23 protein-coding genes and 1 pseudogene are annotated in these 22,385 nt (G+C 71.2%); 15 read left to right on the forward strand and 9 right to left on the reverse strand.

Features of this window, described 5'->3' with window-relative positions:
• Positions 1-44 precede the first annotated feature (44 nt).
• From ABD161_RS11685 to ABD161_RS11695, 3 genes are all read left to right on the forward strand, one after another.
• A complete protein-coding gene (locus ABD161_RS11685) occupies positions 45-1,688 on the forward strand; it encodes a DNA repair helicase XPB (RefSeq protein ID WP_344002982.1) in 1,644 nt (547 codons plus the stop codon).
• A gap of 113 nt (positions 1,689-1,801) precedes the next feature.
• Positions 1,802-3,211: a L,D-transpeptidase gene (locus ABD161_RS11690; RefSeq protein WP_344002985.1), complete on the forward strand. Its 1,410-nt coding sequence runs from the start codon at positions 1,802-1,804 to the stop codon at positions 3,209-3,211.
• A gap of 397 nt (positions 3,212-3,608) precedes the next feature.
• The gene (locus ABD161_RS11695) at positions 3,609-4,913 is read left to right on the forward strand and encodes an HNH endonuclease signature motif containing protein (RefSeq protein ID WP_344002989.1); all 1,305 of its coding nucleotides are present in this window, start codon (positions 3,609-3,611) and stop codon (positions 4,911-4,913) included.
• A gap of 73 nt (positions 4,914-4,986) precedes the next feature.
• Here ABD161_RS11695 and ABD161_RS11700 read toward each other — a convergent pair whose 3' ends face one another.
• Complete coding sequence (locus ABD161_RS11700; protein WP_344002992.1) at positions 4,987-5,526, reverse strand: GNAT family N-acetyltransferase; 540 nt, start codon at positions 5,524-5,526, stop codon at positions 4,987-4,989.
• Positions 5,527-5,726: 200 nt separating this feature from the next.
• Between ABD161_RS11700 and ABD161_RS11705 the strand changes: the two genes are divergently transcribed.
• From ABD161_RS11705 to ABD161_RS11715, 3 genes are all read left to right on the forward strand, one after another.
• A complete protein-coding gene (locus ABD161_RS11705) occupies positions 5,727-6,422 on the forward strand; it encodes a response regulator transcription factor (RefSeq protein ID WP_135112453.1) in 696 nt (231 codons plus the stop codon).
• 126 nt (positions 6,423-6,548) lie between these two features.
• Positions 6,549-8,273 (forward strand): sensor histidine kinase, encoded by a 1,725-nt coding sequence (locus ABD161_RS11710; protein WP_425560888.1) that lies wholly within the window; start codon positions 6,549-6,551, stop codon positions 8,271-8,273.
• Positions 8,274-8,397: 124 nt separating this feature from the next.
• Entirely contained in the window at positions 8,398-8,685 is a 288-nt protein-coding gene (locus ABD161_RS11715; RefSeq protein WP_344002996.1) for a WXG100 family type VII secretion target, read from the forward strand.
• 66 nt (positions 8,686-8,751) lie between these two features.
• Here the strand turns inward: ABD161_RS11715 and groL are convergent, their stop codons facing one another.
• The 5 genes from groL to ABD161_RS11740 all read right to left on the reverse strand — a co-directional run bounded on the left by groL (position 8,752) and on the right by ABD161_RS11740 (position 12,774).
• The gene (groL, locus tag ABD161_RS11720; protein WP_344002999.1) at positions 8,752-10,374 is read right to left on the reverse strand and encodes a chaperonin GroEL; all 1,623 of its coding nucleotides are present in this window, start codon (positions 10,372-10,374) and stop codon (positions 8,752-8,754) included.
• 177 nt (positions 10,375-10,551) lie between these two features.
• Positions 10,552-10,755, reverse strand: a complete 204-nt coding sequence (locus ABD161_RS11725) for a cold-shock protein (RefSeq protein WP_135112447.1) — start codon at positions 10,753-10,755, stop codon at positions 10,552-10,554.
• Between the two features lie 117 nt (positions 10,756-10,872).
• Entirely contained in the window at positions 10,873-11,412 is a 540-nt protein-coding gene (locus ABD161_RS11730) for a LytR C-terminal domain-containing protein (protein ID WP_344003002.1), read from the reverse strand.
• 35 nt (positions 11,413-11,447) lie between these two features.
• On the reverse strand, positions 11,448-11,687 hold the full coding sequence (locus ABD161_RS11735) for a DUF3263 domain-containing protein (RefSeq protein ID WP_344003005.1): 240 nt from the start codon (positions 11,685-11,687) through the stop codon (positions 11,448-11,450).
• Between the two features lie 88 nt (positions 11,688-11,775).
• The gene (locus ABD161_RS11740) at positions 11,776-12,774 is read right to left on the reverse strand and encodes a DUF2332 domain-containing protein (protein WP_135112441.1); all 999 of its coding nucleotides are present in this window, start codon (positions 12,772-12,774) and stop codon (positions 11,776-11,778) included.
• Positions 12,775-12,878: 104 nt separating this feature from the next.
• Here ABD161_RS11740 and msrB point away from each other — a divergent pair, with 104 nt between their 5' ends.
• Positions 12,879-13,286 (forward strand): peptide-methionine (R)-S-oxide reductase MsrB, encoded by a 408-nt coding sequence (msrB, locus tag ABD161_RS11745; protein WP_344003011.1) that lies wholly within the window; start codon positions 12,879-12,881, stop codon positions 13,284-13,286.
• 14 nt (positions 13,287-13,300) lie between these two features.
• On the forward strand, positions 13,301-13,828 hold the full coding sequence (locus ABD161_RS11750) for a nitroreductase family protein (protein ID WP_135112668.1): 528 nt from the start codon (positions 13,301-13,303) through the stop codon (positions 13,826-13,828).
• A 7-nt stretch (positions 13,829-13,835) separates the two neighbouring features.
• Here the strand turns inward: ABD161_RS11750 and ABD161_RS11755 are convergent, their stop codons facing one another.
• On the reverse strand, positions 13,836-14,798 hold the full coding sequence (locus ABD161_RS11755) for a DMT family transporter (RefSeq protein ID WP_344003014.1): 963 nt from the start codon (positions 14,796-14,798) through the stop codon (positions 13,836-13,838).
• Between the two features lie 136 nt (positions 14,799-14,934).
• Between ABD161_RS11755 and ABD161_RS11760 the strand changes: the two genes are divergently transcribed.
• Together ABD161_RS11760 and ABD161_RS11765 are read left to right on the forward strand one after the other, a co-directional pair.
• Entirely contained in the window at positions 14,935-15,420 is a 486-nt protein-coding gene (locus ABD161_RS11760; RefSeq protein WP_344003017.1) for a DUF2975 domain-containing protein, read from the forward strand.
• Positions 15,420-15,665, forward strand: coding sequence for a helix-turn-helix domain-containing protein (locus ABD161_RS11765; protein ID WP_135112436.1), 246 nt, complete (start codon positions 15,420-15,422; stop codon positions 15,663-15,665). The genes ABD161_RS11760 and ABD161_RS11765 overlap by 1 nt, the downstream gene beginning before the upstream one ends.
• Here ABD161_RS11765 and ABD161_RS11770 read toward each other — a convergent pair.
• Positions 15,658-16,752: a CHAP domain-containing protein gene (locus ABD161_RS11770; protein WP_344003022.1), complete on the reverse strand. Its 1,095-nt coding sequence runs from the start codon at positions 16,750-16,752 to the stop codon at positions 15,658-15,660. The two genes, ABD161_RS11765 and ABD161_RS11770, sit on opposite strands and share 8 nt — an antisense overlap.
• 156 nt (positions 16,753-16,908) lie before the next feature.
• Here ABD161_RS11770 and ABD161_RS11775 point away from each other — a divergent pair, with 156 nt between their 5' ends.
• From ABD161_RS11775 to ABD161_RS11785, 3 genes are read left to right on the forward strand one after another with little or no spacing between them, the layout of a single operon-like run.
• Entirely contained in the window at positions 16,909-18,402 is a 1,494-nt protein-coding gene (locus ABD161_RS11775) for a serine/threonine-protein kinase (protein WP_344003024.1), read from the forward strand.
• Between the two features lie 51 nt (positions 18,403-18,453).
• Entirely contained in the window at positions 18,454-18,819 is a 366-nt protein-coding gene (locus ABD161_RS11780) for a hypothetical protein (protein ID WP_344003027.1), read from the forward strand.
• Positions 18,820-18,839: 20 nt separating this feature from the next.
• A complete protein-coding gene (locus ABD161_RS11785; protein ID WP_344003030.1) occupies positions 18,840-19,235 on the forward strand; it encodes a DUF2255 family protein in 396 nt (131 codons plus the stop codon).
• Positions 19,236-19,255: 20 nt separating this feature from the next.
• Here the strand turns inward: ABD161_RS11785 and ABD161_RS11790 are convergent, their stop codons facing one another.
• Complete coding sequence (locus ABD161_RS11790; RefSeq protein WP_344003033.1) at positions 19,256-20,929, reverse strand: putative bifunctional diguanylate cyclase/phosphodiesterase; 1,674 nt, start codon at positions 20,927-20,929, stop codon at positions 19,256-19,258.
• A gap of 106 nt (positions 20,930-21,035) precedes the next feature.
• Here ABD161_RS11790 and ABD161_RS11795 point away from each other — a divergent pair.
• Positions 21,036-21,275: pseudogene (locus ABD161_RS11795) on the forward strand (HTH domain-containing protein); the annotation flags it as partial.
• Positions 21,276-21,595: 320 nt separating this feature from the next.
• The gene (locus ABD161_RS11800) at positions 21,596-21,967 is read left to right on the forward strand and encodes a VOC family protein (protein ID WP_344003036.1); all 372 of its coding nucleotides are present in this window, start codon (positions 21,596-21,598) and stop codon (positions 21,965-21,967) included.
• Positions 21,968-22,385 lie beyond the last annotated feature (418 nt).

The raw sequence follows: 22,385 nt of genomic DNA on the forward strand, positions 1-22,385 counted from the left end.
CGGCCCGGATCCCACCCATCGGACCGAAGGTAGACTGGACGGCTATGGCTGATGGCCCCTTGATCGTCCAGAGCGACCGCACAGTGCTGCTGGAGGTCGCGCACTCCGACGCGGAGACGGCGCGGCACGAGCTCGCGATCTTCGCCGAGCTCGAGCGCGCCCCCGAGCACATCCACACCTACCGGATCACCCGGCTCGGTCTGTGGAACGCGCGTGCGGCGGGTCACACCGCCGACGACATGCTGCAGACGCTCGACCGGTGGTCGCGGTTCCCCGTGCCGCCGTCGGTGTCCGTCGACATCCGCGAGACCGTGAATCGCTACGGCCGCCTGACGATCCGGCGCGGCGACGACGGCGAGCTGCTGCTGACCTCGACGGATCGCGCGGTGCTCGCGGAGGTCTCGCGCAACAAGCGCATCCAGCCGCTGCTGATCGCCCAGCCCGACCCCGACACGTACGTCATCGACGCGTGGGCGCGCGGCCACATCAAGCAGGAGCTGCTCAAGATCGGCTGGCCGGCCGAGGACCTCGCCGGCTACACGCCGGGAACGCCGCACCCGATCGACCTCGACGAGGACGGCTGGGCACTGCGCCCGTACCAGCGCGAGGCGGTCGAGAAGTTCCACGACGGCGGCTCGGGCGTCGTCGTGCTCCCCTGCGGCGCGGGTAAGACGCTCGTCGGCGCGGCCGCGATGGCCGAGACGAAGACGACGACGCTGATCCTCGTCACCAACACGGTGTCGGCGCGGCAGTGGCGCGACGAGCTGCTCAAGCGCACGTCGCTCACCGCCGAGGAGATCGGCGAGTACTCCGGCCAGACCAAGGAGGTCAAGCCGGTCACGATCGCGACGTACCAGATCCTCACCGCGCGCCGGAAGGGCGAGTACCCGCACCTCGCGCTGCTGAACGCGCTCGATTGGGGCCTCATCGTGTACGACGAGGTGCACCTGCTCCCGGCGCCCGTGTTCAAGCTCACCGCCGACCTGCAGGCGCGCCGCCGTCTCGGCCTGACCGCCACGCTCGTGCGCGAGGACGGCCGCGAGGGCGACGTGTTCAGCCTCATCGGCCCCAAGCGGTTCGATGCGCCGTGGAAGGAGATCGAGGCCCAGGGCTTCATCTCCCCCGCCGCCTGCTACGAGGTGCGGGTCGACCTGCCGCCGAGCGAGCGCCTCGAGTATGCCGCCAGCGCCGACGAGGACCGGTACCGCCTGGCGGCGACCGCCCCCGCGAAGATCGACGTTGTGCGCAGCCTGATCGCGAAGCACCCGGACGAGCAGATCCTCGTGATCGGCCAGTACCTCGAGCAGCTCGACGAGCTGTCCGAGGCCCTGGATGCGCCGAAGATCACCGGATCGACCCCCGTCGACGAGCGCGAGCGGCTCTTCCAGTCGTTCCGCGACGGAACGATCAACCTGCTCGTGGTGTCGAAGGTCGCGAACTTCTCGGTGGACCTTCCGGAGGCGTCGGTTGCCATCCAGGTCTCCGGATCGTTCGGCTCGCGGCAGGAGGAGGCCCAGCGCCTCGGCCGCCTGCTGCGCCCCAAGCAGACCGAGCACACCGCGAGCTTCTACACGCTGATCGCGCGCGACACGGTCGACCAGGACTTCGCGCAGAACCGCCAGCGCTTCCTCGCGGAGCAGGGCTACAGCTACACGATCCTGGATGCGGAGCGCCTCGAGGCCGCGTGATCGCGGGCCTTGCCCCGATCCGTCGCTTCGACACGGCAGGATGAGGCACGCCCGCCCGGGATCATCCGGAGAGCGGATGTGAAGGGAACCGCGGGTTCCGGACAATACGTGGTGTGAGCACCGTCACCGAAGCGATCGCCGTCCCCTCGTCCGCCGAGCCCGAGCCGGCTCCGCGTCGCCATGGCGGCCGCGTCGCCCTGTGGGTCGGCATCCCGCTCGTCCTCGCGGCCGCGGGCGCCGCATACGCGTCGACCCTGTTCATCGCACCCGGGGTGACCGTCGCCGGCACGCCGGTGGGCTGGATGACCGCAGATGCGGCCGAGGATGCCATCCACGCGCGGATCGCGGGCGCGGAGGTCGTCGTCGGCGGCGCGACGATGTCGACGGCCGATCTCGGCGTCACGGTCGACGCGGAGGCGCTCGCGCGTCAGGCGCTCGGTGCGCACCCGCTCTGGAACGTGAGCGGCTGGGATCCCGAGCCGATCGACGCGGCCCTCGCGATCGATACGGTCGCGGCGTCCGCCGTGCTGCGCGCGCAGGCACCGGAGCTGTTCGCCGATCCGGTGGACGCGCAGGTGGCGTTCGACGAGGCGGCGGGCCGCTTCGCGGCGACGCCCGCGGTGCCGGGGCGTGGGGTGGATCTCGCCGCGCTCGAGGCCGACCTTGCCGCATCTCTCACCGCCGGTGGGGCGCTCACCGCCGAGCCGCGCCAGACCGAGCAGAGCGCGGCGATCCGCACCGAGGCGGCCGAGGCGTTCGCGGCCGGGCTCAACGACCAGGCGGGCGACGCCGGCTTCCACGTCGACAGAGGCGGCTCGGTGCCGATCGACCTCGCGACGCTGGCATCGTGGATCGAGATCGCCGCCGATCCCGCGACCGGCGGCTTCGCGATCGCGGCGGACGTCGCGGCGATCGACGAGCTCGTGAAGACCCTGCCCGAGCGGCTGAACACGGCGCCGGTGCCCGGCCAGGTGGTGACGAACTCGGGCGGCACGGTGCTGCGCACCATCCAGGCCGGGCAGGACGGCTCCGGCATCGGATCGATCGACGGCCTCGCCGAGAAGGTCGCCGCCTCCGTGAACGGCGGCGACCTGCGCTTCGAGCTGCAGGGCACGGTCATCCCGCACGAGTCGCAGGCGCTGATGCGCACGATCGAGGTCGACAAGAGCGCGGGCACCACCCTGCTGTATGAGAACGGCGCGCTCGTCGCGTCGTACCCGGTGGCCATCGGAACGGGCGGCGTCCATGAGACCCGCACCGGCCACTACACCGTGTACGTGCAGCGGGCGATGCAGGACATGGGCGACTGCAACGGCGGGGACTACGGCTACGGGTACTGCACCGAGAACGTGCCGTGGGTCAGCTTCTTCAACGGCGACCAGGGCTTCCACGGCACGTACTGGCACGGCAACTTCGGGGCGGCCGCGCGGATGAGCCACGGCTGCGTCAACATGACGATCGCCGCGGCGGAGCACCTCTACCGCTTCGCCCAGGTCGGCACCGAGGTGTGGGTGCACGACTGACCCGCGGCCGGTTGATCGCATCCACGCGGGGGTCCGCTGCGGCAGGGGTTCGTCCCTCCCGGTCGTTGAGCGAGCGAAGCGAGTCGAAACGGGTTGAGCGAGCGAAGCGAGCCGAAACCGCCCGGGCTCACCCGCGGGTTGTACGCGCCTCCGGTCGTTGAGCGGAGCGAAGCGGAGTCGAAACGGGTTGAGCGAGCGAAGCGAGCGCCGCACTGAGCGAGCGAAGCGAGTCGAAGTGTCGAAACCGCCCCGGACCCGCCCGTGGGGCTGAGTGCCACGGCCCCGCTGCCTCGTCCACACCCCTCCCCAGGCGGCCCCTCTCTCCACAGTCGAAACCCATCCGGATCAGGGGTTTCCATACCGGTGGAATGTCGGTGGCCCCTGTCAGACTTGCCTCATGACCTCCCCAGTGTTCGCCCCGGATCCGTGGATCGCCACGGCCGAGGAGAACGCGCGCGCCGACGTGCTGGTGTCCCGGTTCGTCGAGCTGGAGCAGCAGATCGCCCGCGCGCGGGCCGAGCAGGCGCAGGTGCTGGTCGGGTTGGCGGAGATCGCTGCGACGCAGGCCCGGCGGAGCGGGTCGGAGTCGGAGTACGACTTCGCCACCCGCTCCATGGCCGCCGAACTCGGCGCCGCCGCCCGCATCCCCGACGGGACGATCCGCACCCGGATGGGCGAGGCCCTCACCCTCGTCGTCGAGTTCCCCACCACCTTCGCCGCCCTGCAGGCCGGGCGGATCAGCGAACCCCACGCGAAGGCGATCGTCGCCGCCGGGGAACGCCTCGACGATGATTCCCGGGTCGAGTACGAGGGCGTCGTCCTCCCCCGGGCCGAGGTGATGACGGTCGGTCAGCTCAGGTCCCTCGTCCGGTCCGTGGCGGAGCGGATCGATCCGGTGCCGCTGGCGGTGCGGCAGGAGGAGGCGATGGCGCAGCGGGGGGCGTGGGTGAGTCCGCTGGAGAACGGGATGGGGGAGTTCCGATACGTCGGGCCCGCCGTGACGGTGTACGCGATGCATGACCGGGTGACGCAGATGGCGGTGAAGAACAAGGCCGTCGCCCGTGCCGCCGGCACCGGCGACACCCGCACTCTGGATCACCACCGTGCGGATGTGCTCACCGACCTCGTCCTGACGGGCACCCCCACCGCCGGTGACGGCCTGGACGCGATCCGCGCCACCGTGCAGGTGACGATCCCCGTCGACACGGTCACCGGGATCGGGGATGAGGCGGCGTTCCTCACTGGATACGGGCCGATCGACCCCGACACCGCCCGTCGCCTGGCCGGCAACGCGACCTTGTGGGTGCGGTTGTGGGAGAACAAGGACACCGGCGCCCTCGACACCGTCGACGCCTACACCCCCACCGCCGCGCAACGCCGGTTCCTGGTAGCGCGGGACGAGCACTGCCGGTTCCCCGGATGCCGGCAACCCGCCAGGCGCTGCGACATCGACCACACCACCCCCTACTCGAGGGGCGGTCCCACCGCGGTGACCAACACCGCCCACCTCTGCGAAGCCCACCACCGCCTGAAGCACCACTCCCCGTGGGGAATGCGGCAGGGACCCGACGGACTCACCGAATACATCAGCCCGCTCGGACGCGTCTACGCCTACAAACCGACCCCGATGGTCAGATTCCAAGCCGAAGCCGAGATCCTCATGCCCGACCTGCACCTCAGCGACGACCCACCACCCTTCTGACCCGAGGCCCACTGCCGACACAGCACCCGCCATGGCATCGAGCGGCGAGGGACGGCGGGCGCTGCCGGCGCGATCACGCGGGCGGCGCGGGCGGTGCGACGAGGTCTTCGTCCTGCACGAGGTCGAGCTGCGACCACGCCACGTCGTGCCAGGCGCCGTGCTTCCACCCGACCCGGGGCTGCGTGCCGGTGTGCGTGAAGCCGAGCTTCTCGTGCAGGCGATTGCTCGCCGGGTTCGGCTGCGCGACGACCGCGATCGCCCGCCGGTAGCCTCGCTCACGGAGCATCGGCAGCAGAGCGTCGTACAGCGCGCGTCCCGCGCCGGCGCCGCGGTGTTCCGGGAGCAGGTACACGCTGACCTCGCAGCTCCACTGGTAGGCGGCGCGCGGCTTGAAGGGGCCGGCGTAGGCATATCCGACGACGGCACCCGCCTCCTCGAGCACGAGCCACGCGTGCCGCTCGTTCGACGTCGCGATGCGGACCGCCATGTCCGCCACGGACGGCGGCTCCGTCTCGAACGTGATGACCGTGTGCCGCACGTAGTGCGCGTAGATGACCGCGCAGGCGGCCGCGTCCTCGGTCGTCGCGAGCCGGATCCGGCGATCTTGCGTCATCGTCACATTCTGACTGAGGCAGGGGCCCGCAGCGCCGAGCCGCCTGCGGCATTGTCGCGGCGTGTACCCCGCCGCGTGGTGGCCCGCTCCGACGTGGATCCGCGCGCCACGATGTCCACCGCAGGCGCTCGCGATTTCGCTATGGGCCGATCCGGGGCGAAATCCGCCCAGATCAAAGGGGGGACGGACATAATGGGGCCATGACCGCACCGCGCATCCTGGTCGTCGACGACGAGCCGAACATCCGAGACCTGCTCTCGCAGAGCCTGCGGTTCGCGGGCTTCCAGGTGAAGACCGTAGGCAACGGCGCCGCGACGATCTCCGCCGTGCTGGAGGAGGAGCCCGACCTGATCGTGCTGGACGTGATGCTTCCCGACATGAACGGGTTCAGCGTCACCACGCGTCTGCGCGACCACGGCTTCACGGCGCCGATCCTCTTCCTCACCGCGAAGGACGAGACCGAAGACAAGATCAAGGGCCTGAACGCCGGCGGTGACGACTACGTCACCAAGCCCTTCAGCCTCGACGAGATCGTCGCCCGCATCCAGGCCATCCTGCGCCGCACCATGCAGGACACCGAGGACGAGCAGGTGATCCGCGCCGGCGAGCTGACGATGGATCAGGACACGCACGACGTGTTCGTCGGCGACGCGCAGATCGACCTCAGCCCCACCGAGTTCAAGCTGCTGCGCTACCTCATGCTCAACCCCAACCGGGTGCTGTCGAAGGCGCAGATCCTCGACCACGTGTGGGAGTACGACTTCAACGGCGACGCCGGCATCGTCGAGAGCTACATCTCCTACCTGCGCCGCAAGATCGACCCGCACGCGTCGGAGTCGCTCATCCAGACCAAGCGCGGCTTCGGCTACATGCTGAAGGTCGACAAGGCGGGCTGATCCCGTCGCGCCCGCCGATCCGGCGGACGCACCCACCGAAAGAGGCACGTCCTGGCGAAGAAGACCGACGCGGTCACCACCTGGTGGCGGCGGATCAGCCTTCGGGCGAAGGTCACCGGGGTCACGGTGACCGTGCTCGCGCTGGGCCTGATGGCCGCCGGCATCGGCACGGTGCCGATGCTGCGCCAGGCGCTGATCGGAAGCATCGAGTCGTCGCTGCAGCAGCTCGCCTCCTCCGCCGTCGGCGAGCAGCTGTTCAACATCTCCGACGGCAGCAACGGCCCGCTGTTCACGGCCAAGGCGAACGCCCCGCGCACCGACTACTACGTGGCGCTGTACGGCGTCGACGGGCAGCTTCTCTCGCGCGCCGGCGGCCCCGGACCCGAGGCGCCCTGGCCGCCGCCGGTGTTCCCCGACTCGATCGCCCTCGACTATGCCTACTCGCACGCGGGCGAGATCAAGCGCCTCACCGACGCGGACGGCGAGATGGACTACCGCGCGGCGTTCGCGGTGATCCAGTTCCCCGGCAGCAACAACATCTACACACAGCTCGTGGCGCGCCCCCTGAACGAGGTCGAGGACGTGGTCGGCACGTACTTCGGCATCTTCTTCCTCGTCGCGCTGGTCACGATCATCGGCGGCGCCCTGCTCACGCGCTGGGCGGTGACGCTGACGTTCCGCCGGTTCGGGCAGGTGGAGAACACTGCGATGTCGATCGCCGCGGGCGACTTCAGCCAGCGCCTCAGCGACATCGAGCCGCGCACCGAGATCGGCCGCCTCAAGGCCGCGATCAACACCATGCTCGACCGGATCGACGACGCGATCGCCGAGCGCGACGCGACCGTCCGCCAGATGCGCCGCTTCGTCGGCGATGCGAGCCACGAGCTGCGCACTCCCCTCGTGAGCGTGCGCGGCTACGCCGAGCTGTACCGGATGGGCGCCATCCAGGGCGAGGACGACACCGCGCGCGCCATGGAGCGCATCGAGAAGGAGGCGATCCGGATGGGCGTCCTCGTCGAAGACCTCCTTGCCCTCGCCCGCCTCGACGAGAAGCGCGAGCTCGACATCCAGCCACTGGATCTGCGTCCGATCGCGCGCGACGCCGCGCTGGATGTGCGGGCGGCCGAGCCCGGGCGCGACGTGACAGTAGTGGACACGACGATCGAGGCCCTCACGGAGCCGATCGCGCTGGTGCGCAGCGAGGAGCCGGAGGACGCCAACCCGCACGAGACGCCGCGCCGCCTGCCGCGCACCCTGACCGCCGCGACCGAGGGCCTGAGCTCGCTGCTGCGGCGCCGACCGAAGGCACCGGGCGATCCGCACACGGGCGAGCTGCCGGTGGTGGAGGAGGACGTCCCCTCGGGCGGGGTGCCGCGACTCGACTTCTCGGTGCCGCATTCGCTGCGCCCCGTGGCGGTGCCGCCGGTGATCCTCGGGGAGGAGCACCGGGTGCGCCAGGTGGTGGCGAACCTGCTCGGCAACGCCCGCCGCTTCAGCCCCGAGGGCTCGCCGATCGAGATCGAGGTCGGCGTCGACGTCGCCGCGCGGATGGGCTGGATCGCCGTCGTCGACCACGGCGAGGGCGTTCCGGAGGCGATCCGCGACCAGATCTTCGAGCGGTTCTGGCGGGCGGACTCCTCGCGTGCACGCGAGACCGGCGGCAGCGGCCTGGGGCTGGCGATCGTCGCCTCGATCGTCGAGGCCCTGCACGGCTCGGTGCAGGTGCTCGACACCCCGGGCGGCGGGGCGACCTTCCGGGTCGCGTTCCCGCTGGCACCGCCTCCCGCTCCGGAGCCGGATCTCGCCGAGACCCGGCCGGTGCCGCGCGTGCGGCGCGAGCTCACCGACTGAGCCGGTCGTCCACAGCACGCGTTCGCGGACCGGTCTCTCCCCGATCCGCTGCCGGCCCCCTGCGGGGTGTGCGGGCTTCCTAGCGTGGGGTCATCCACCCGCCACACGACCCAGGGAGCACATCGTGGCCATCTTCACCGTCGACACCGACGCGGTCTCCGCCGCCAACGGGCAGGCCCTCGCCACCGCCGAGCAGCTGCGCACCACGAGCCTGACCCTCAGCGGTCAGCTCGCGCAGCTCGAGACGACGTGGACGGGCGCCAGCGCCACCTCGTTCCAGTCCGCGCTCGCTCAGTGGAAGGCCGTGCAGCAGTCCGTCGAGCAGGCGCTCGACGGACTCGGCCGCGCACTCGGCGCGGCGAGCGCGCAGTACGCGGAGGCCGAGCGCCTCACATCCGGGATGTTCCGCTGACCCCGACAGCGGACAGCAGAACGGCCCCTCCCGAAGGAGGGGCCGTTCTGGCTCAGCGGCTCTGGATCAGAAGTCCATGCCACCCGTCGGGTCGCCGGCCGGGGCCGACGCCTTCTCGGGCTTGTCGGCGACGACGGCCTCGGTCGTGAGGAAGAGGCCGGCGATCGACGCGGCGTTCTGCAGCGCCGAACGCGTCACCTTGGCGGGGTCGATGATGCCCTGCGCGAACAGGTCACCGTACTCGCCGGTGGCGGCGTTCAGGCCGTGGCCGACGGGGAGGTCGGCGACCTTGTTGGCGACGACGCCCGGCTCCATGCCGGCGTTGAGGGCGATCTGCTTCAGCGGGGCCTCGATGGCGACCTTGACGATCTGCGCACCGGTCGCCTCGTCGCCGACCAGGCCGAGGTCACCGGCGAAGACGACCTTGCCGGCCTGGATGAGGGCGACGCCACCACCGGCGACGATGCCCTCCTCGACGGCGGCCTTCGCGTTGCGGACGGCGTCCTCGATGCGGTGCTTGCGCTCCTTGAGCTCGACCTCGGTGGCCGCGCCCGCCTTGATGACGGCGACGCCACCGGCGAGCTTGGCGAGGCGCTCCTGCAGCTTCTCGCGGTCGTAGTCGCTGTCGGTGTTCTCGATCTCGCGACGGATCTGCGTGACGCGACCCTCGATCTGACCGGCATCGCCGGCACCCTCGACGATCGTGGTCTCGTCCTTGGTGACGATGACCTTGCGGGCACGACCGAGCAGCTCGAGGTCGGTGTTCTCGAGCTTGAGGCCGACCTCCTCCGTGATGACCTGGCCGCCGGTCAGGATCGCGATGTCCTGCAGCTGAGCCTTGCGACGGTCACCGAAGCCGGGGGCCTTGACGGCGACCGACTTGAAGATGCCGCGGATCTTGTTGAGCACGAGCGTCGCAAGAGCCTCGCCCTCGACGTCCTCGGCGATGATGACGAGCTCCTTGCCCGACTGGATCACCTTGTCGACGACGGGGAGAAGATCCTTGATGTTCGAGATCTTCTGGTTCGCGATGAGGATGTACGGGTCCTCGAAGACGGCCTCCTGGCGCTCCGGGTCCGTGACGAAGTAGGGGTTCAGGTAGCCCTTGTCGAAGCGCATACCCTCGGTGAGCTCGAGCTCGGTGCCGAAGGTGTTCGACTCCTCGACGGTGACGACGCCCTCCTTGCCCACCTTGTCGATGGCCTCGGCGATGAGCTCGCCGATGGCGGGGTCGGCGGCCGAGATCGAGGCGGTCGCAGCGATCTGCTCCTTGGACTCGACCTCCTTGGCCTGCGAGAGCAGCTCGTCCGAGAGCGCCTTGACGGCCTTCTCGATGCCGCGCTTGAGGCTGATCGGGTCAGCGCCCGCGGCGACGTTGCGGAGACCCTCGCGGACGAGAGCCTGGGCGAGAACGGTCGCGGTCGTGGTGCCGTCACCGGCGACGTCGTCGGTCTTCTTGGCGACCTCCTTGACGAGCTCCGCGCCGATCTTCTCGTACGGGTCGTCGAGCTCGATCTCCTTGGCGATCGAGACGCCGTCGTTCGTGATGGTGGGGGCGCCCCACTTCTTCTCGAGCACGACGTTGCGACCGCGCGGGCCGAGCGTCACCTTGACGGCGTCGGCCAGGATGTTGAGGCCGCGCTCGAGGCCGCGGCGGGCCTCCTCGTCGAAAGCGATCATCTTTGCCATGTTGGTGTCGTCCCTCCCGGACGTAGGCGTGTGGTCTTTAGCACTCACCTGAGGGGAGTGCCAGGACGATTCTGGCACTCACCCCCATCGAGTGCAAGCCGCGTGGGCCGCCGCGCCGTACACACGGAAAGCGCCCCGCGAGCGATGTCACGGGGCGCCTTCCGGGAACGATGGGGATCAGACGGGACGCACTGCCTCGGCCTGCGGGCCCTTCTGGCCCGTGCCGACGTTGAACTCGACCGCCTGGCCCTCCTCGAGCACGCGGAATCCGCTCATCTCGATGTTCGAGTAGTGGACGAAGACGTCCTGGCTGCCGTCCGCCACGGTGATGAACCCGTAGCCCTTCTCGGCGTTGAACCACTTGACGGTGCCCTGGGTCATGCGAACTCTCCTGGTACTGGGCCCTCCTGATAGAGGGGATTACCGGGGAATCGTATCCGCGTGTTTTCGGGGCTCGAGGCGGTTCAGGCGACTATTGACACGCCTGCATCGAACTGTTTACCCGGCGGAAACACGGTCGAGTCCGACGACGACCGTGAGCTCCTTCTCCTCGTCGCCCGGCTGGTCGTACTGGTCGCTCTGCTCCGTGCGCGCGCCCCCGATCGCCTGGGCGACGCCGAGCGCGGCGGCCTCCTCCTCGGGCGACGCGTAGTAGACAGTGGTCTCCGGGAAGTCGGTGGCCGACGAGTCGCTGGGGATGACGGAGCCCTCCTCCCATCCGGCCGCGACGAGCTGAGCGGCCACCTCCTCGGCGACGCCGCTCGTGCTCGTTCCGTTGAGCACGAGCACCGTGTACTCGGTGTCGACGACGGGCGCGACGGTCGGCTCGGCCTGCGGCGGGTCGGGCACGATCCCGGTGCGCTGCGAGAGGACGAGGAACCCGAGGATTCCGGCGATCATCAGGATGACCGTCGCGAGGGCGGCCCACATCAGCACGACGCCGCGCGGGGTGCGAGGCTGCTCGGCCCGGTGAGCGCCGACGCGGGCGGGCTGGCGGGGGACGTCGTCGAAACGGTCCCGGGGGAGGCTGGTCGGCACGGCTCGATCGTACCCGGGCGTCCGAGCAGGACCTCTCAGCCGGCGATGCGGGAGCGGGCGGCGTCGCGCGCGTCGCGCATCCGCCGCAGGCGCCCGATGAGCAGCGGATCGGCGGCGAGCGCGTCGCCCGAGTCGATCAGCCGGCCGAGCAGCTGGTAGTAGCGGGCGGGCGCCATCTCGAGCTCCGAGCGGATCGCCTCCTCCTTCGCGCCACCGTGGACGCGCCAGCGCGCCTCGAACGCCAGGAGGGCGCGGTCGCGGTCGGAGAGGGGCATGGGGTCGAGGCTAGGCGCCCGTCCGGTCCAGGTCGGGAGGCGCACCGAGAGGTGCCGTCATCCACCGTCGCGCCGGGCCCGGCGTCGATCACGCGCGCCAGTCGATCCAGGATCCGAGCGGGTCGGCCGCGGCGAGCACCCGCCCGTCCAGTGCGAGCGCGAAGCCCGGCCACGTCGCGGGGTCGATCGGCGGGACCCACGCGTCGTGGAGGCCCGGCTGGTCGAGCGTGATCCAGCGCACGCCGCCCGCGCGGATGCCGGCGGCATCGTCCGGAGCCGCGGTGAGCGCCGCGATCAGCCCGTCGCGGCGGGCGCGTGGCACGTACGGCAGGATCCCCGGCGTCGTGACGACGAGCGTGGCGTCGGCGGGGGCGTCCGCCGCGACCCGGCGGACGAGGTCGACGTCGGCGGCGTCCCCCGCCACGAGGCGGGGCGGCTCCGAGGCGACGATGCCGAGCGCCGCGGCGATGCGTGCAGCGCGCTCGCTCTCCTCGGGCCACACAAGTCCCTCGAGCCAGGCGCGGTCGGCCGGGTCACGGGCGTCGAGCGGCTGCAGGTCGATCCCCGCGCGCCAGACGATCTCGGGCAGCCGCGGCTCCGGCAGCGCGGCACCACGCGACGCGGATGCGAGCGTCACGGTCGATTCCCCGATCGCGACGGTTTCGTAGCGGTAGGCGTAGCGATCCGGATACAGGCAGAGCCCGCCCGAGGCGCCGAGCTCGAGCAGGGCGATCGGGCCGTCGATCAGCGCGAGCGCCGGCAGCAGCACGGCGCAGCGCAGCGGCTCGTTCGTCTGCAGCGTGCGGGCGGCGCACTCGGCCACGACCTCTTCCGCATGCGCGCGGACGAACGCCGCCCACGTGGGCCCGTCCGAGACGGGCGCCCCGAGCATCCGCGTGACGGCGAAGACGAGCGGGGGCTGCCGGTGCGTGGCCGGGATGCGGGACAGGATGTCGCGCAGCCCGGCGTCGCCCGCGACCTCGCGCGCCCATGACAGGTAGACGTCCGACCGACCCGGCGCCTCGTCGCGGGCGAAGCGGGCGAAGCGCTCGGCGACGGCAGCCGCGGCGTCCTCGTGCGTGTCCATCGCCCCATTCTCCCGGGGCCGGGAGGCCGATCCGTCCTGCGTCACACACGATCCCGATGGCCGCAGACGGCCGTAATCTTGATAGCGACCCCCGGGAGGATTCCATGTCGTACAACGTGAGCAAGTCCGAGGACGAGTGGCGCACTGAGCTCTCGCCCGAGCAGTACGCGGTGCTGCGCGAGGCGGGCACCGAGCGCCCGTGGACGGGCGAGCTGCTGGATGAGGAGCGCGCGGGCCTGTACACGTGTGCCGCGTGCGGCAGCGAGCTCTTCCAGAGCGGCACCAAGTTCGACTCGCACTGCGGCTGGCCGAGCTTCTACGAGTCGGTGCGCCCCGACGCGGTCGAGCTCCTCGAGGACAACAGCCACGGCATGCAGCGCACCGAGGTGCGCTGCGCGAACTGCGGCTCGCACCTGGGCCACGTCTTCCCCGACGGGTTCGGGACGCCGACCGGCGACCGCTACTGCATGAACTCACTCTCCCTGAACTTCGCACCCGCTGAGGAGTCGTGACCGCCCTCGAGGCGATGCGGGCCCGCCGCTCGCTCTCGAAAGTCACGGATGCGGCGCCGACCCACGACGAGCTCGTCGAGCTGGTCTCGGCCGCCGGACGCGTCGCCGATCACAAGGAGCTCAGGCCCTGGCGGCTCATCGAGATCCGCGGCGACGACCGGATCGCCCTCGGCCGCGCGATCGCGAAGTCAGAGGGCAAGAAGGGCGTGTACTCCAAGCCGCTGCGCGCTCCCCTGCTGATCGCGGTCGTGGCATCGGTGCGCTCGAAGAAGGTCGACGCCTGGGAGCAGGAGGCGACCGCCGCGGGCGTCGCGCACGCCCTGAGTCTGCTGCTCGACGAGGCCGGCTGGGGAGTGTTCTGGCGCACCGGCGACTACACGCGCGCCAAGGCGGTCGCGAAGGCCCACGGCCTGGAGAAGGGCGAGCACCTGCTCGGCTGGCTCTACGTCGGTGGCAAGCCCGAGCGCTCGCGTCCGCTGCGCGGCAAGACGATCGACGGCGCCCGCCACCTCTCGCGCATGCCGCGCGGCAAGAAGGACTGACCTCGCGTCAGCGGACGGGCCGACGCCCGAAGGCCGCGACGGCCACGCCCACGCAGGCGATGACGACGGTGATCGCCGAGCGGATCGGCGACGGCGGCACGGCGGGCGGCCATACGAGGTCGAGCACGAACGATCCCACGAGCATGCCGAGCACCGACCCGAGGGACAGCAGCAGCACCCCGATCCGCGGCGCGAGCGCGGCCGACAGGAAGATGTAGATCACGCCCACCGCGCCGCCGGTGTACAGCCACGGCGACGCGGGCAGCGGCGAGAACCCGACCTGCGGCACCTGCACGAGCGCGATGATCGCGAGCAGCACCGTGCCGCCGACGAAGTTCACGAACGTCGCCGTGAGCGCCGAACCGGTCTTCAGCTGCAGCCGCCCGTTCGTTCCCTGCTGCCACGCGAGCCCGGCGCCGACGAGCACCGGCAGGATGAGCATCCACAGCGGCGCCTCTGCGGTTCCGCCACCGGCGAGCGACACCGCGACCGCGGCGAGCGCCAGCCCGACGCCGAGCACCCGCGGGATGGTCACGGCCGTGACACCGGCGGGGCTGTACCCGACCCGATCGAGCACAAGCCCGTTGAGCGTCTGGCCGGCGACGAGTCCGACCGTGAACAGCGCGGTGCCGATGATGCCGACCACGAGGCCCTGCGACGCGACGGTGAAGGCGCCGCCCGCCCCGCCGATCAGCAGCCACCACGGGATCCCCCGATCGCGGATGCCGGCGACGAGGCGCGCCACGCCCGCGCGGCCGGACGGCAGGGCGGCGGCGAGCACGGCGGTCAGCAGCAGTCCGCTGCCGAAGGAGATGACCGCCGCCAGGATCCCGTTGTCGAGCTCCGCCCCGAGGGCGCCGTTGATGCGCGACTGGATCGCGGTGAGCACGCCGACCGCGATCGCCGCCGCGAGGGCGAGCATCCCGCCCCGCCGCGCTCGCGCCTCGGCTGGCCCACGGGATCCACTCACTCGTCCCAGCCTAGGCGCGCGCCCGGCGCCCCCGATCCGCCGGGACGGCGCCGCTTCGGGGAGACAGTGATCGAAAGCGTTGCGGTATCTATCGACTTGCGATAGGTTCATGTCGTTCTTCGATGAAGGAGGCCCCATGGGCAAGTACGTCGTCCTGGCGCTGCAGATCGTGATCGCGCTCTCGCTCGCCGGATCCCTGTTCGTACAGGCGGTCATCCTGCCCCTTGTGTGGGTCGACCTCGAGGGGGAGGCGCTGTGGGGCCGGATCGCGCTCGTCGCCATCGCCGCTTTCTGGATCCTCGGGCTGCAGGTGTGCGCCGTGTGCATCTGGCGCCTGCTGACCCTCGTGCGCCGAGGATCGGTCTTCTCCCGCGCGGCCTTCCGCTGGGTGGATGTCATCATCGGCGCGATCGCGTTCGACGCGGTCGTGACCTTCGCTCTCGCCGCACTGCTGGCGCCCGGTTCGGCGGCGCCCGGCGTGGTGGGCCTCGTGTGCGGGGCGGCGTTCGTCACCGGCGGCGTCGCGCTGCTCGTCGTGGTGATGCGCCAGCTGCTGCAGCAGGCGATGGACCGCGAGATCGAGGCCCGGACGCTGCGCTCCGAGCTCGACGGGGTGGTCTGATGGCGATCATCGTCGACGTCGATGTGATGCTGGCGCGGCGCAAGATGGCCGTCGGCACCCTGGCGGAGCGAGTGGGCATCACCCCCGCGAACCTGGCGGTGCTGAAGAACGGCCGCGCGAAGGCGGTGCGCTTCACGACCCTCGACGCGATCTGCCGGGTGCTCGAGTGCCAGCCGGGCGACGTGCTGCGCTGGGAGCCGGACGAGCCCGGCGAGCCCGGCGAGCCCGAGCCGGCCGCTACCTGATCGCCGCCGTCGCCTTGCTGGTCCTCGCGGTCGTCGCGTAGTTCGCCTTCTTGCCGGTCACCCGCACCGAGACCGCCTTGCCCTTGTCGGCCGCCGCGAGTTTGTAGGTGCGCGCGGTCGCCCCGGAGATCGGCTGGCCGGCGCGCAGCCACTGGTACGTGAGCACCACACCCGACGGCGCCCACGCTCCGGGGTTCGCGGTGAGGGTCGAGCCGACGCGCAGAGTGCCGGTGATGGTCGGCACCGGCGCGGTCATCGCCAGCAGCGGCACCGACACCGCCGCACTCCTGCGCGTGGTGGTCGTGTATCCCGCCTTGGCGCCCGTGACCTGCACCGACACCTTTGTGCCGGCGTCGGCCGTGACCAGGCGATAGGTGCTCTTCGTCGCGCCCGAGATCGCCGCCCCGTTGCGCAGCCACCGGTACGTCAGTGCGACGCCGGTCGGCGCCCACGTGCCGGGCCTGGCGGTGAGCGTTCCGCCGACGACCGCCGATCCGGAGACCGTCGGGATCGGCGACGCGGGAAGCGACGGCTTGGCGACGCGGATGAATCCGGAGACCTCGCTGAGCCGATACACGCGCCAGTCGAAGTCGGAGCTGTAGTTGTCCTCGGAGACCGTGAAGGTGCCGGCCGCGACGTCGACCTTCTCGACGTAGGCGACGTGCCCGAGGCCGCTGCCGCCGATCGCGGCACGGTCCCACCACGCGACGTCGCCGACGCGGGGCGTGCCCTTGTCGACCGCGAGACCCGCGGCCTTCGCCTCCGCTCCCCACTGGTACGCGTTGCCGTAGCCGACGCGGACGAAGCGCGGGATCCCCGCCTTCTGCATGCGGTAGGCGACGTAGTTCGTGCAGTTGTGACCGCCGTACATGTTCCAGAACGACTGCTTGTACACGCTCTGGTAGCCGGCGTTGCCGTACCCCTTGGCAGCGCAGGCGGCGAAGCCGTCGCAGAGCTTCGGGCCCCAGGTGATCGCCTGCGCGGGCGCGACGAACACCAGGGACGACACCACCAGCGCGAGGGTCGCGAGCAGGGCGGCAAGGGCCCGGGGCAGCCGGATCCCGGCGCGTCGGTCGACGATGGTCACATCCACTCCTCACGGGCGTGCGCACACAGGCCCGGCCGAACACTATCGGGTACTCGGGTTGAGCCCGGGCACCGGGTCCTGTCCACCGCGACGGACAGCCGGCCGCGGATTGTCAACCCGGATGGCGCACCCAGGCCGGGTCCGTACGGTGGAGGCATGACCGGAAGCGAACCCGAATCGCAGACGGGCGCCATCCTCGACGGCCGTTACCGCCTGATCGAGCGCATCGGCACGGGCGGGATGTCCCGTGTCTACCGCGCCGAGGACGCCGCCCTCGGCCGCACCGTGGCGATCAAGCTCATCGCCGACATGGAGGGCGACGCCGCCGCACGTGCGCACAGCGAGGTCACCCTGCTGGCCTCACTCAGCCACCCGTCGCTCGTGACGCTCTTCGACGCACACATCGGACAGGGCCAGGACTACCTCGTGATGGAGTACGTCGACGGACCACCCCTGTCGCGGCTGCTGCGGGAGGGACCGCTCTCCCCCGCCGAGACCGCCGTCCTCGCCACCGAGCTCGCCGAGGGCCTGCACACGGTACACCGCGCGGGAATCGTGCACCGCGACATCAAGCCGTCGAACGTGCTGCTGGCCTCGACCGAGACGCCGGGGCGCCGCTTCCACGCGAAGCTCGCCGACTTCGGCATCGCGTACCTCCTCGACGGCGACCGGATGACCTCCCCCGGGCTGGTGATGGGCACGGCGGCGTACCTCGCACCCGAGCAGGCGCGCGGCGAAGCGCCCACGCCGGCCGCCGACATCTACGCGCTCGGGCTTGTGCTGCTCGAGACGCTGTCCGGCTCGCCGGGCTTCCCGCGGTCGACGCCGATGGAGAGCCTCGTCGCGCGCCAGACGGCGCGCCCCACCATCCCCGCGTCGGTGCCGCCTGAGTGGGCGTCGCTGATCGATCGGATGACCGCGCAGGATCCGGCGCACCGCCCGTCCGCCGCGGCCGTCGCGGGCGAGACCTCGCGTCTCGCGAGCCGCCGGGCGGCGGACCGCGACGGCGCGGCGACCGTGCCTCTCGCCGCGCTCGGCGGCGCGGCGGCGCTCGGTGCGGGCACCGCGGGTGCCGCAGCCGCCGCGGGCGATGCGCCGACGACCGCCTTCCCGGCCACGGCCGCCACCACCGCGTTCGCGCAGGCGCCGGGCCCTCCCGTCACGGCGCAGCACACGGCCGCGGCGCATCCCGCGGCACCATCGCGTCGGGGGCGCCGCGCGCTTGCCGTCACGGGGGCCGCCGCGGCACTGGCCGCGGCGGGCATCGGAGTCTGGGCGCTCGGCTCCGGGCTGGCCGGATCGGGCGAGCCGAACCGGTCCGTCGCTCCCGCCGTGGAGCGGACCCCGTCGCCCGAGCCGACCGCTCCGGCCGAGGAGCAGCCCGCCGAGGTGCCGGCCGCCCCGCCCGTCTCGGAGGACGAGCAGAGCAAGGCCGAGGAGGAGCAGCGCAAGGTGGACGAGAAGGCAGCGAAGGAGGCCGAGAAGGCGGCCGAGGAGCAGCGGAAGGCCGAAGAGAAGGCCGCGGAAGAGCAGCGGAAGGCGGAGGAGGAGCAGCAGAAGGCCGCCGAGGAGGATGCCGAGGACGACGGCGACGATTCGGCGCCGGTCGAGATCCCGACACCCCTTCCCACGGAGCAGCCGGTGCAGTAGTCGGCGCCGGCGGGCCGCGCATGTCCGCGGCTGCGCCTACGCTCCTCATCCGTGGCGAGTACGAAGGTCAGTGAGCAGATGCTCGAGATCGTCGTGTCGAACATCGCCCCCTGCACGCTGCCGGCGCTGGCGTACGGGCCGCAGCCGATCGAATGGCACAGCGATGCCATGCCGGTCTGGGCGTGGATCTCGTGGCCGCATCGCCCGACCGAGCGCATCGAGGCCTTCGCTCGCGGCTGGAACGACCGCGTCGTCATCGTCGAGTGGACGGCCGAGCGCGGAACCGTCAGCACGGTCGTCTGGCGCAACGCCGTGACACGACGCGACGCGGCCGCCCGGCGTCTCGCGGACGATCCCGGCCGGCGCGCAACCGCACCGAAACCGCCCCTCCCGGCGTCGCCCCGGCCTACCCTGTGAGTGCCGACGGAGGAGGACGCATGACAAGCGAGTGGACAACAGACGACCTTGACCGGATCGGGCGCGCGGAGGAGCTGCAGATCGCCTCGCACCGGCGCGACGGAACACTGCGCCCGTACGTCACCATCTGGGCCGTCCGCGCCGGCGAGGGCCTCTACGTCCGCTCCGCGTACGGGCCGGAGAACGGCTGGTTCCGACGCGCGGTGGCCGCGGGAACCGGGCGCATCCGCGTCGGCGACGCGGAGTTCGACGTGCTCTTCGAGCCGGTGGACGCGGGAGATCCGCGTCAGGACGCGGTCGACGACGTCTATCGCGCGAAGTACGGCCACTTCGGTCCCCGCTACATCGACACCGTGGTCAGCGCGGCGGCGCGGGAGAGCACGCTGCTGATCCTCCGGCGACCCGACGCCGGCTGACGCGCTGCTGCGGCCGGGCGTCAGGCATGCGGGAAGGGGCCGGCGGACATGCGCGGGACGTCGCCCGCGGGGCTCGGCCGGCCGATCAGGTAGCCCTGCACCACGTCGCACCCCAGCTCGCTGAGGCGCGTGAACTGGGTGTCGCGCTCGACGCCCTCGGCGATCACCGTGAGCCCGAGGAGGTGCGCCGCGCCGATCACGCCGGCCAGCAGCATCGCGTCGGCCTCGTCCGAGTCGATCCGGCCGGTGATGCTCTGGTCGATCTTCAGCGCGTCCAGCGGTAGGTGCCGCAGCCGTGCGAGCGACGAGTATCCGGTGCCGAAGTCGTCGAGGTGCACGCGCACGCCCGCCGTACGCAGATCCGCGAGCTGCTCGAGCGCGAACGGCGCGTCGCCGATCGCTCTGCTCTCGGTCACCTCGATCTGCAGCAGGCTCGTCGGGATGCCGGCGGTCCGCACCGCCCCGAGAACCTCGGACACGAACCCCTGGATGCCGAGCTGCACCGGCGACACGTTGATCGCGACGGTCCAGCTGTGTCCCTGGTCCATCCACTCCTTCGCCTGCCGGCAGGCCGCGCGCAGCACCCATGATCCGAGCGCCCGGATCTGTCCCGTGTGCTCGGCGACCGGGATGAACTCGACCGACCCAACCTCGCCCGAGCGCAGGTCGAGCTTCGGCTGGTAGTGCAGCGAGAGCACGCCGGGCGCGGTCTCGTTCTGCGCCGCCTGCTCCGGCGCGTGACCAAGCCGGCGCCGGATCACGGCGGGCCGGTTGGGCGACGCCATGTCGTCGTGGGCCCCGAGCCGACCGATGCGCGCCTTGCCGGCACGCTTCGCGTGCAGCATCGCGACGTCGGATCGCTGGAGCAGCGTGTCGAGCACGCTCAGCGACGACTCCTCGTACGCCACCTCCGCGCCCGTGACCACGCCGACGCTGGCAGACAGGTACAGCTGCAGGCCGTCGATCATGAAGCTCTCCTGCGACGCGGCGATGATGCGATCGGCGACCGCGATCGTCTCCTCCTCGCCCACGTCGGTCAGCAGCACGGCGAACTCGTCGCCGCCGAGGCGGCCGACGAGATCCTGGGGGCGCACGGACGCGTTCAGCCGCCGCGCGAACTCGACGAGCAGCTCGTCGCCGGTCTTGTGGCCGAGGCTGTCGTTGATCTGCTTGAAGCCGTCGAGATCGACGTACAGCACAGCCATCCGGCCCGGGTCGACCTGGGTGGACAGCAGCTCGCCCCGCTCGTGCAGCAGGCGCCGGTTCGGCAGTCCGGTGAGCTGGTCGCGCATCGCGATGTCGCGGAACAGCAGGCCGACCTCACGGAACATCACCGACACGGATGCGACGGCGGGCTCGCCGTCCTGGCCCATCACGAGCACCTCGTCGTCGCGCAGCCAGTCGACGCGCGTGAGCAGCTGATCGGCCGCCTCCAGCAGCGGCGCGTCCGACTCGAGCACGAGGCTGTCGGCGTCCACGATGCCGCCCACCACCGCGCGCGACAGCAGCGCGCGTCCGTAGCCGAGGCGGCCGCTCAGCTGTGTCTCGAGCAGCCGCAGTGTCAGCAGCGCGAGCCCGCCGGGCACCGCGACGGCAACGGCGCGAAGCGTCGGCTCATCTCGGAAGCGCCGCTCGGCGACAAGGATCGGCGTGTCGGCCGCAAGCGTCGGCACCGGGGTGCTCAGGTCCCCCACTGTCTGAGCCCCGGCCCCCGTCGCGGCGGTCCCCCCGACGCCACGGAATGCGTCGCGGGGCGGGGCCAGAAGGTTTTCGGAAGGCACGCGCACACTGTGCGGCATTTTGGGAAACTCCCGGCGAACAGAATGCCTTTATGCCGGTGCCCATTATGCAAATCCCGAGGAACACTTTGGCGCCGAATTCAGGCACCGACTTTCCCCGCATTTTCGGATACCGGTATCGCCGCGCCGGCGCAGCGCGCGCTGGCTGGCGGAGCGCTTCGAGGTCTCTGTCCGCACGATCGAGCGCGACCTGTCCGCGCTGCAGCAGTCCGGCGTCCCGATCTGGGCCGATCCGGGCCGCACCGGCGGCTACACGATCGACGCGTCGGCGACGCTCGGGCCGATGGGCTTCACGCCCGATGAGGCACTCGCGCTGCTGGTCGGCCTCGGCGCTCTCCGCCGAGGCCCCTTCCGCCACTCGGCGGGCACGGCGCTGCGCAAGCTCCTGAGCGCCCGCCGCCGCGCGCGCTGCGCCGGGAGGATCTCGACATCCCGTTCGGCACGCTTCACCCGGTCATGGACGATATGCGCTGATCGATTCTGCGAAACACCGACTGGACGCTGTCGCGCCACCGCGCGAGGCTGGTGGGGATCGAATTCGCACCACGACCGGAGGCACCCATGCCGTTCGCATCCATCCGCATCATCACCGACGACGTCGACCGTCTCGCCGCGTTCTACGAGCGCGTCACGGGCCAGACCGCGGCGCGCCCCGCGTCGGTCTTCGCACAGTTCACCGGCCCGGGGGCCACGCTCGCGATCGCCAGCCCGGCGACGGTGGCGATGCTCGGCGGCGCGGTCGGCCCTTCCGCGAACCGCTCGGTGATCGTGGAGTTCGAGGTGGACGACGTCGACGCCGAGTTCGCTCGGCTCGAGGCCGAGCTGAACGACGTGGTCCTGCCGCCGTCGACAATGCCGTGGGGCAACCGCTCCGCACTGTTCCGCGATCCCGACGGCAATCTCGTCAACCTGTTCAGCCGCCTCGCCGGCTGAACAGTCGCATGATGATGATCACGTTCTGACGGACCCTCGCGGCCGACGCAGGGCATTCATACGGTGCCGACTGCGGGGTTCGAACCCACGACCCCCTGTTTACAAGTTGGGGTATCAGCCACTCCCACGAGGCCCCGAAGTTCCTAGGCGGAGCGCCAGCTTATCGCCACCATTACGCATCTGCGCGCATTGGTTTCTGCCCCCATAGCGCCCCCACGCTCAGCCCGACCTCAGATGCAACTACGTGATCGGTATGACCCACCAACAGAACGCCACAGACATCGCCGGCTTCCAGGCGGCCACCGGTCGATGCCATGCCGGATCTCTCGAACCACCGAGGAGGCGCGACTCGGGGTCAAGTCCTGGGACGTGGTGTATCGGTGATCGTGTGATCCTTCGTGTCGTGGTCAGGCTGTGA

This window comes from Microbacterium paludicola, from assembly GCF_039529675.1.
GTDB classification, from domain to species: Bacteria; Actinomycetota; Actinomycetes; order Actinomycetales; family Microbacteriaceae; genus Microbacterium; species Microbacterium paludicola.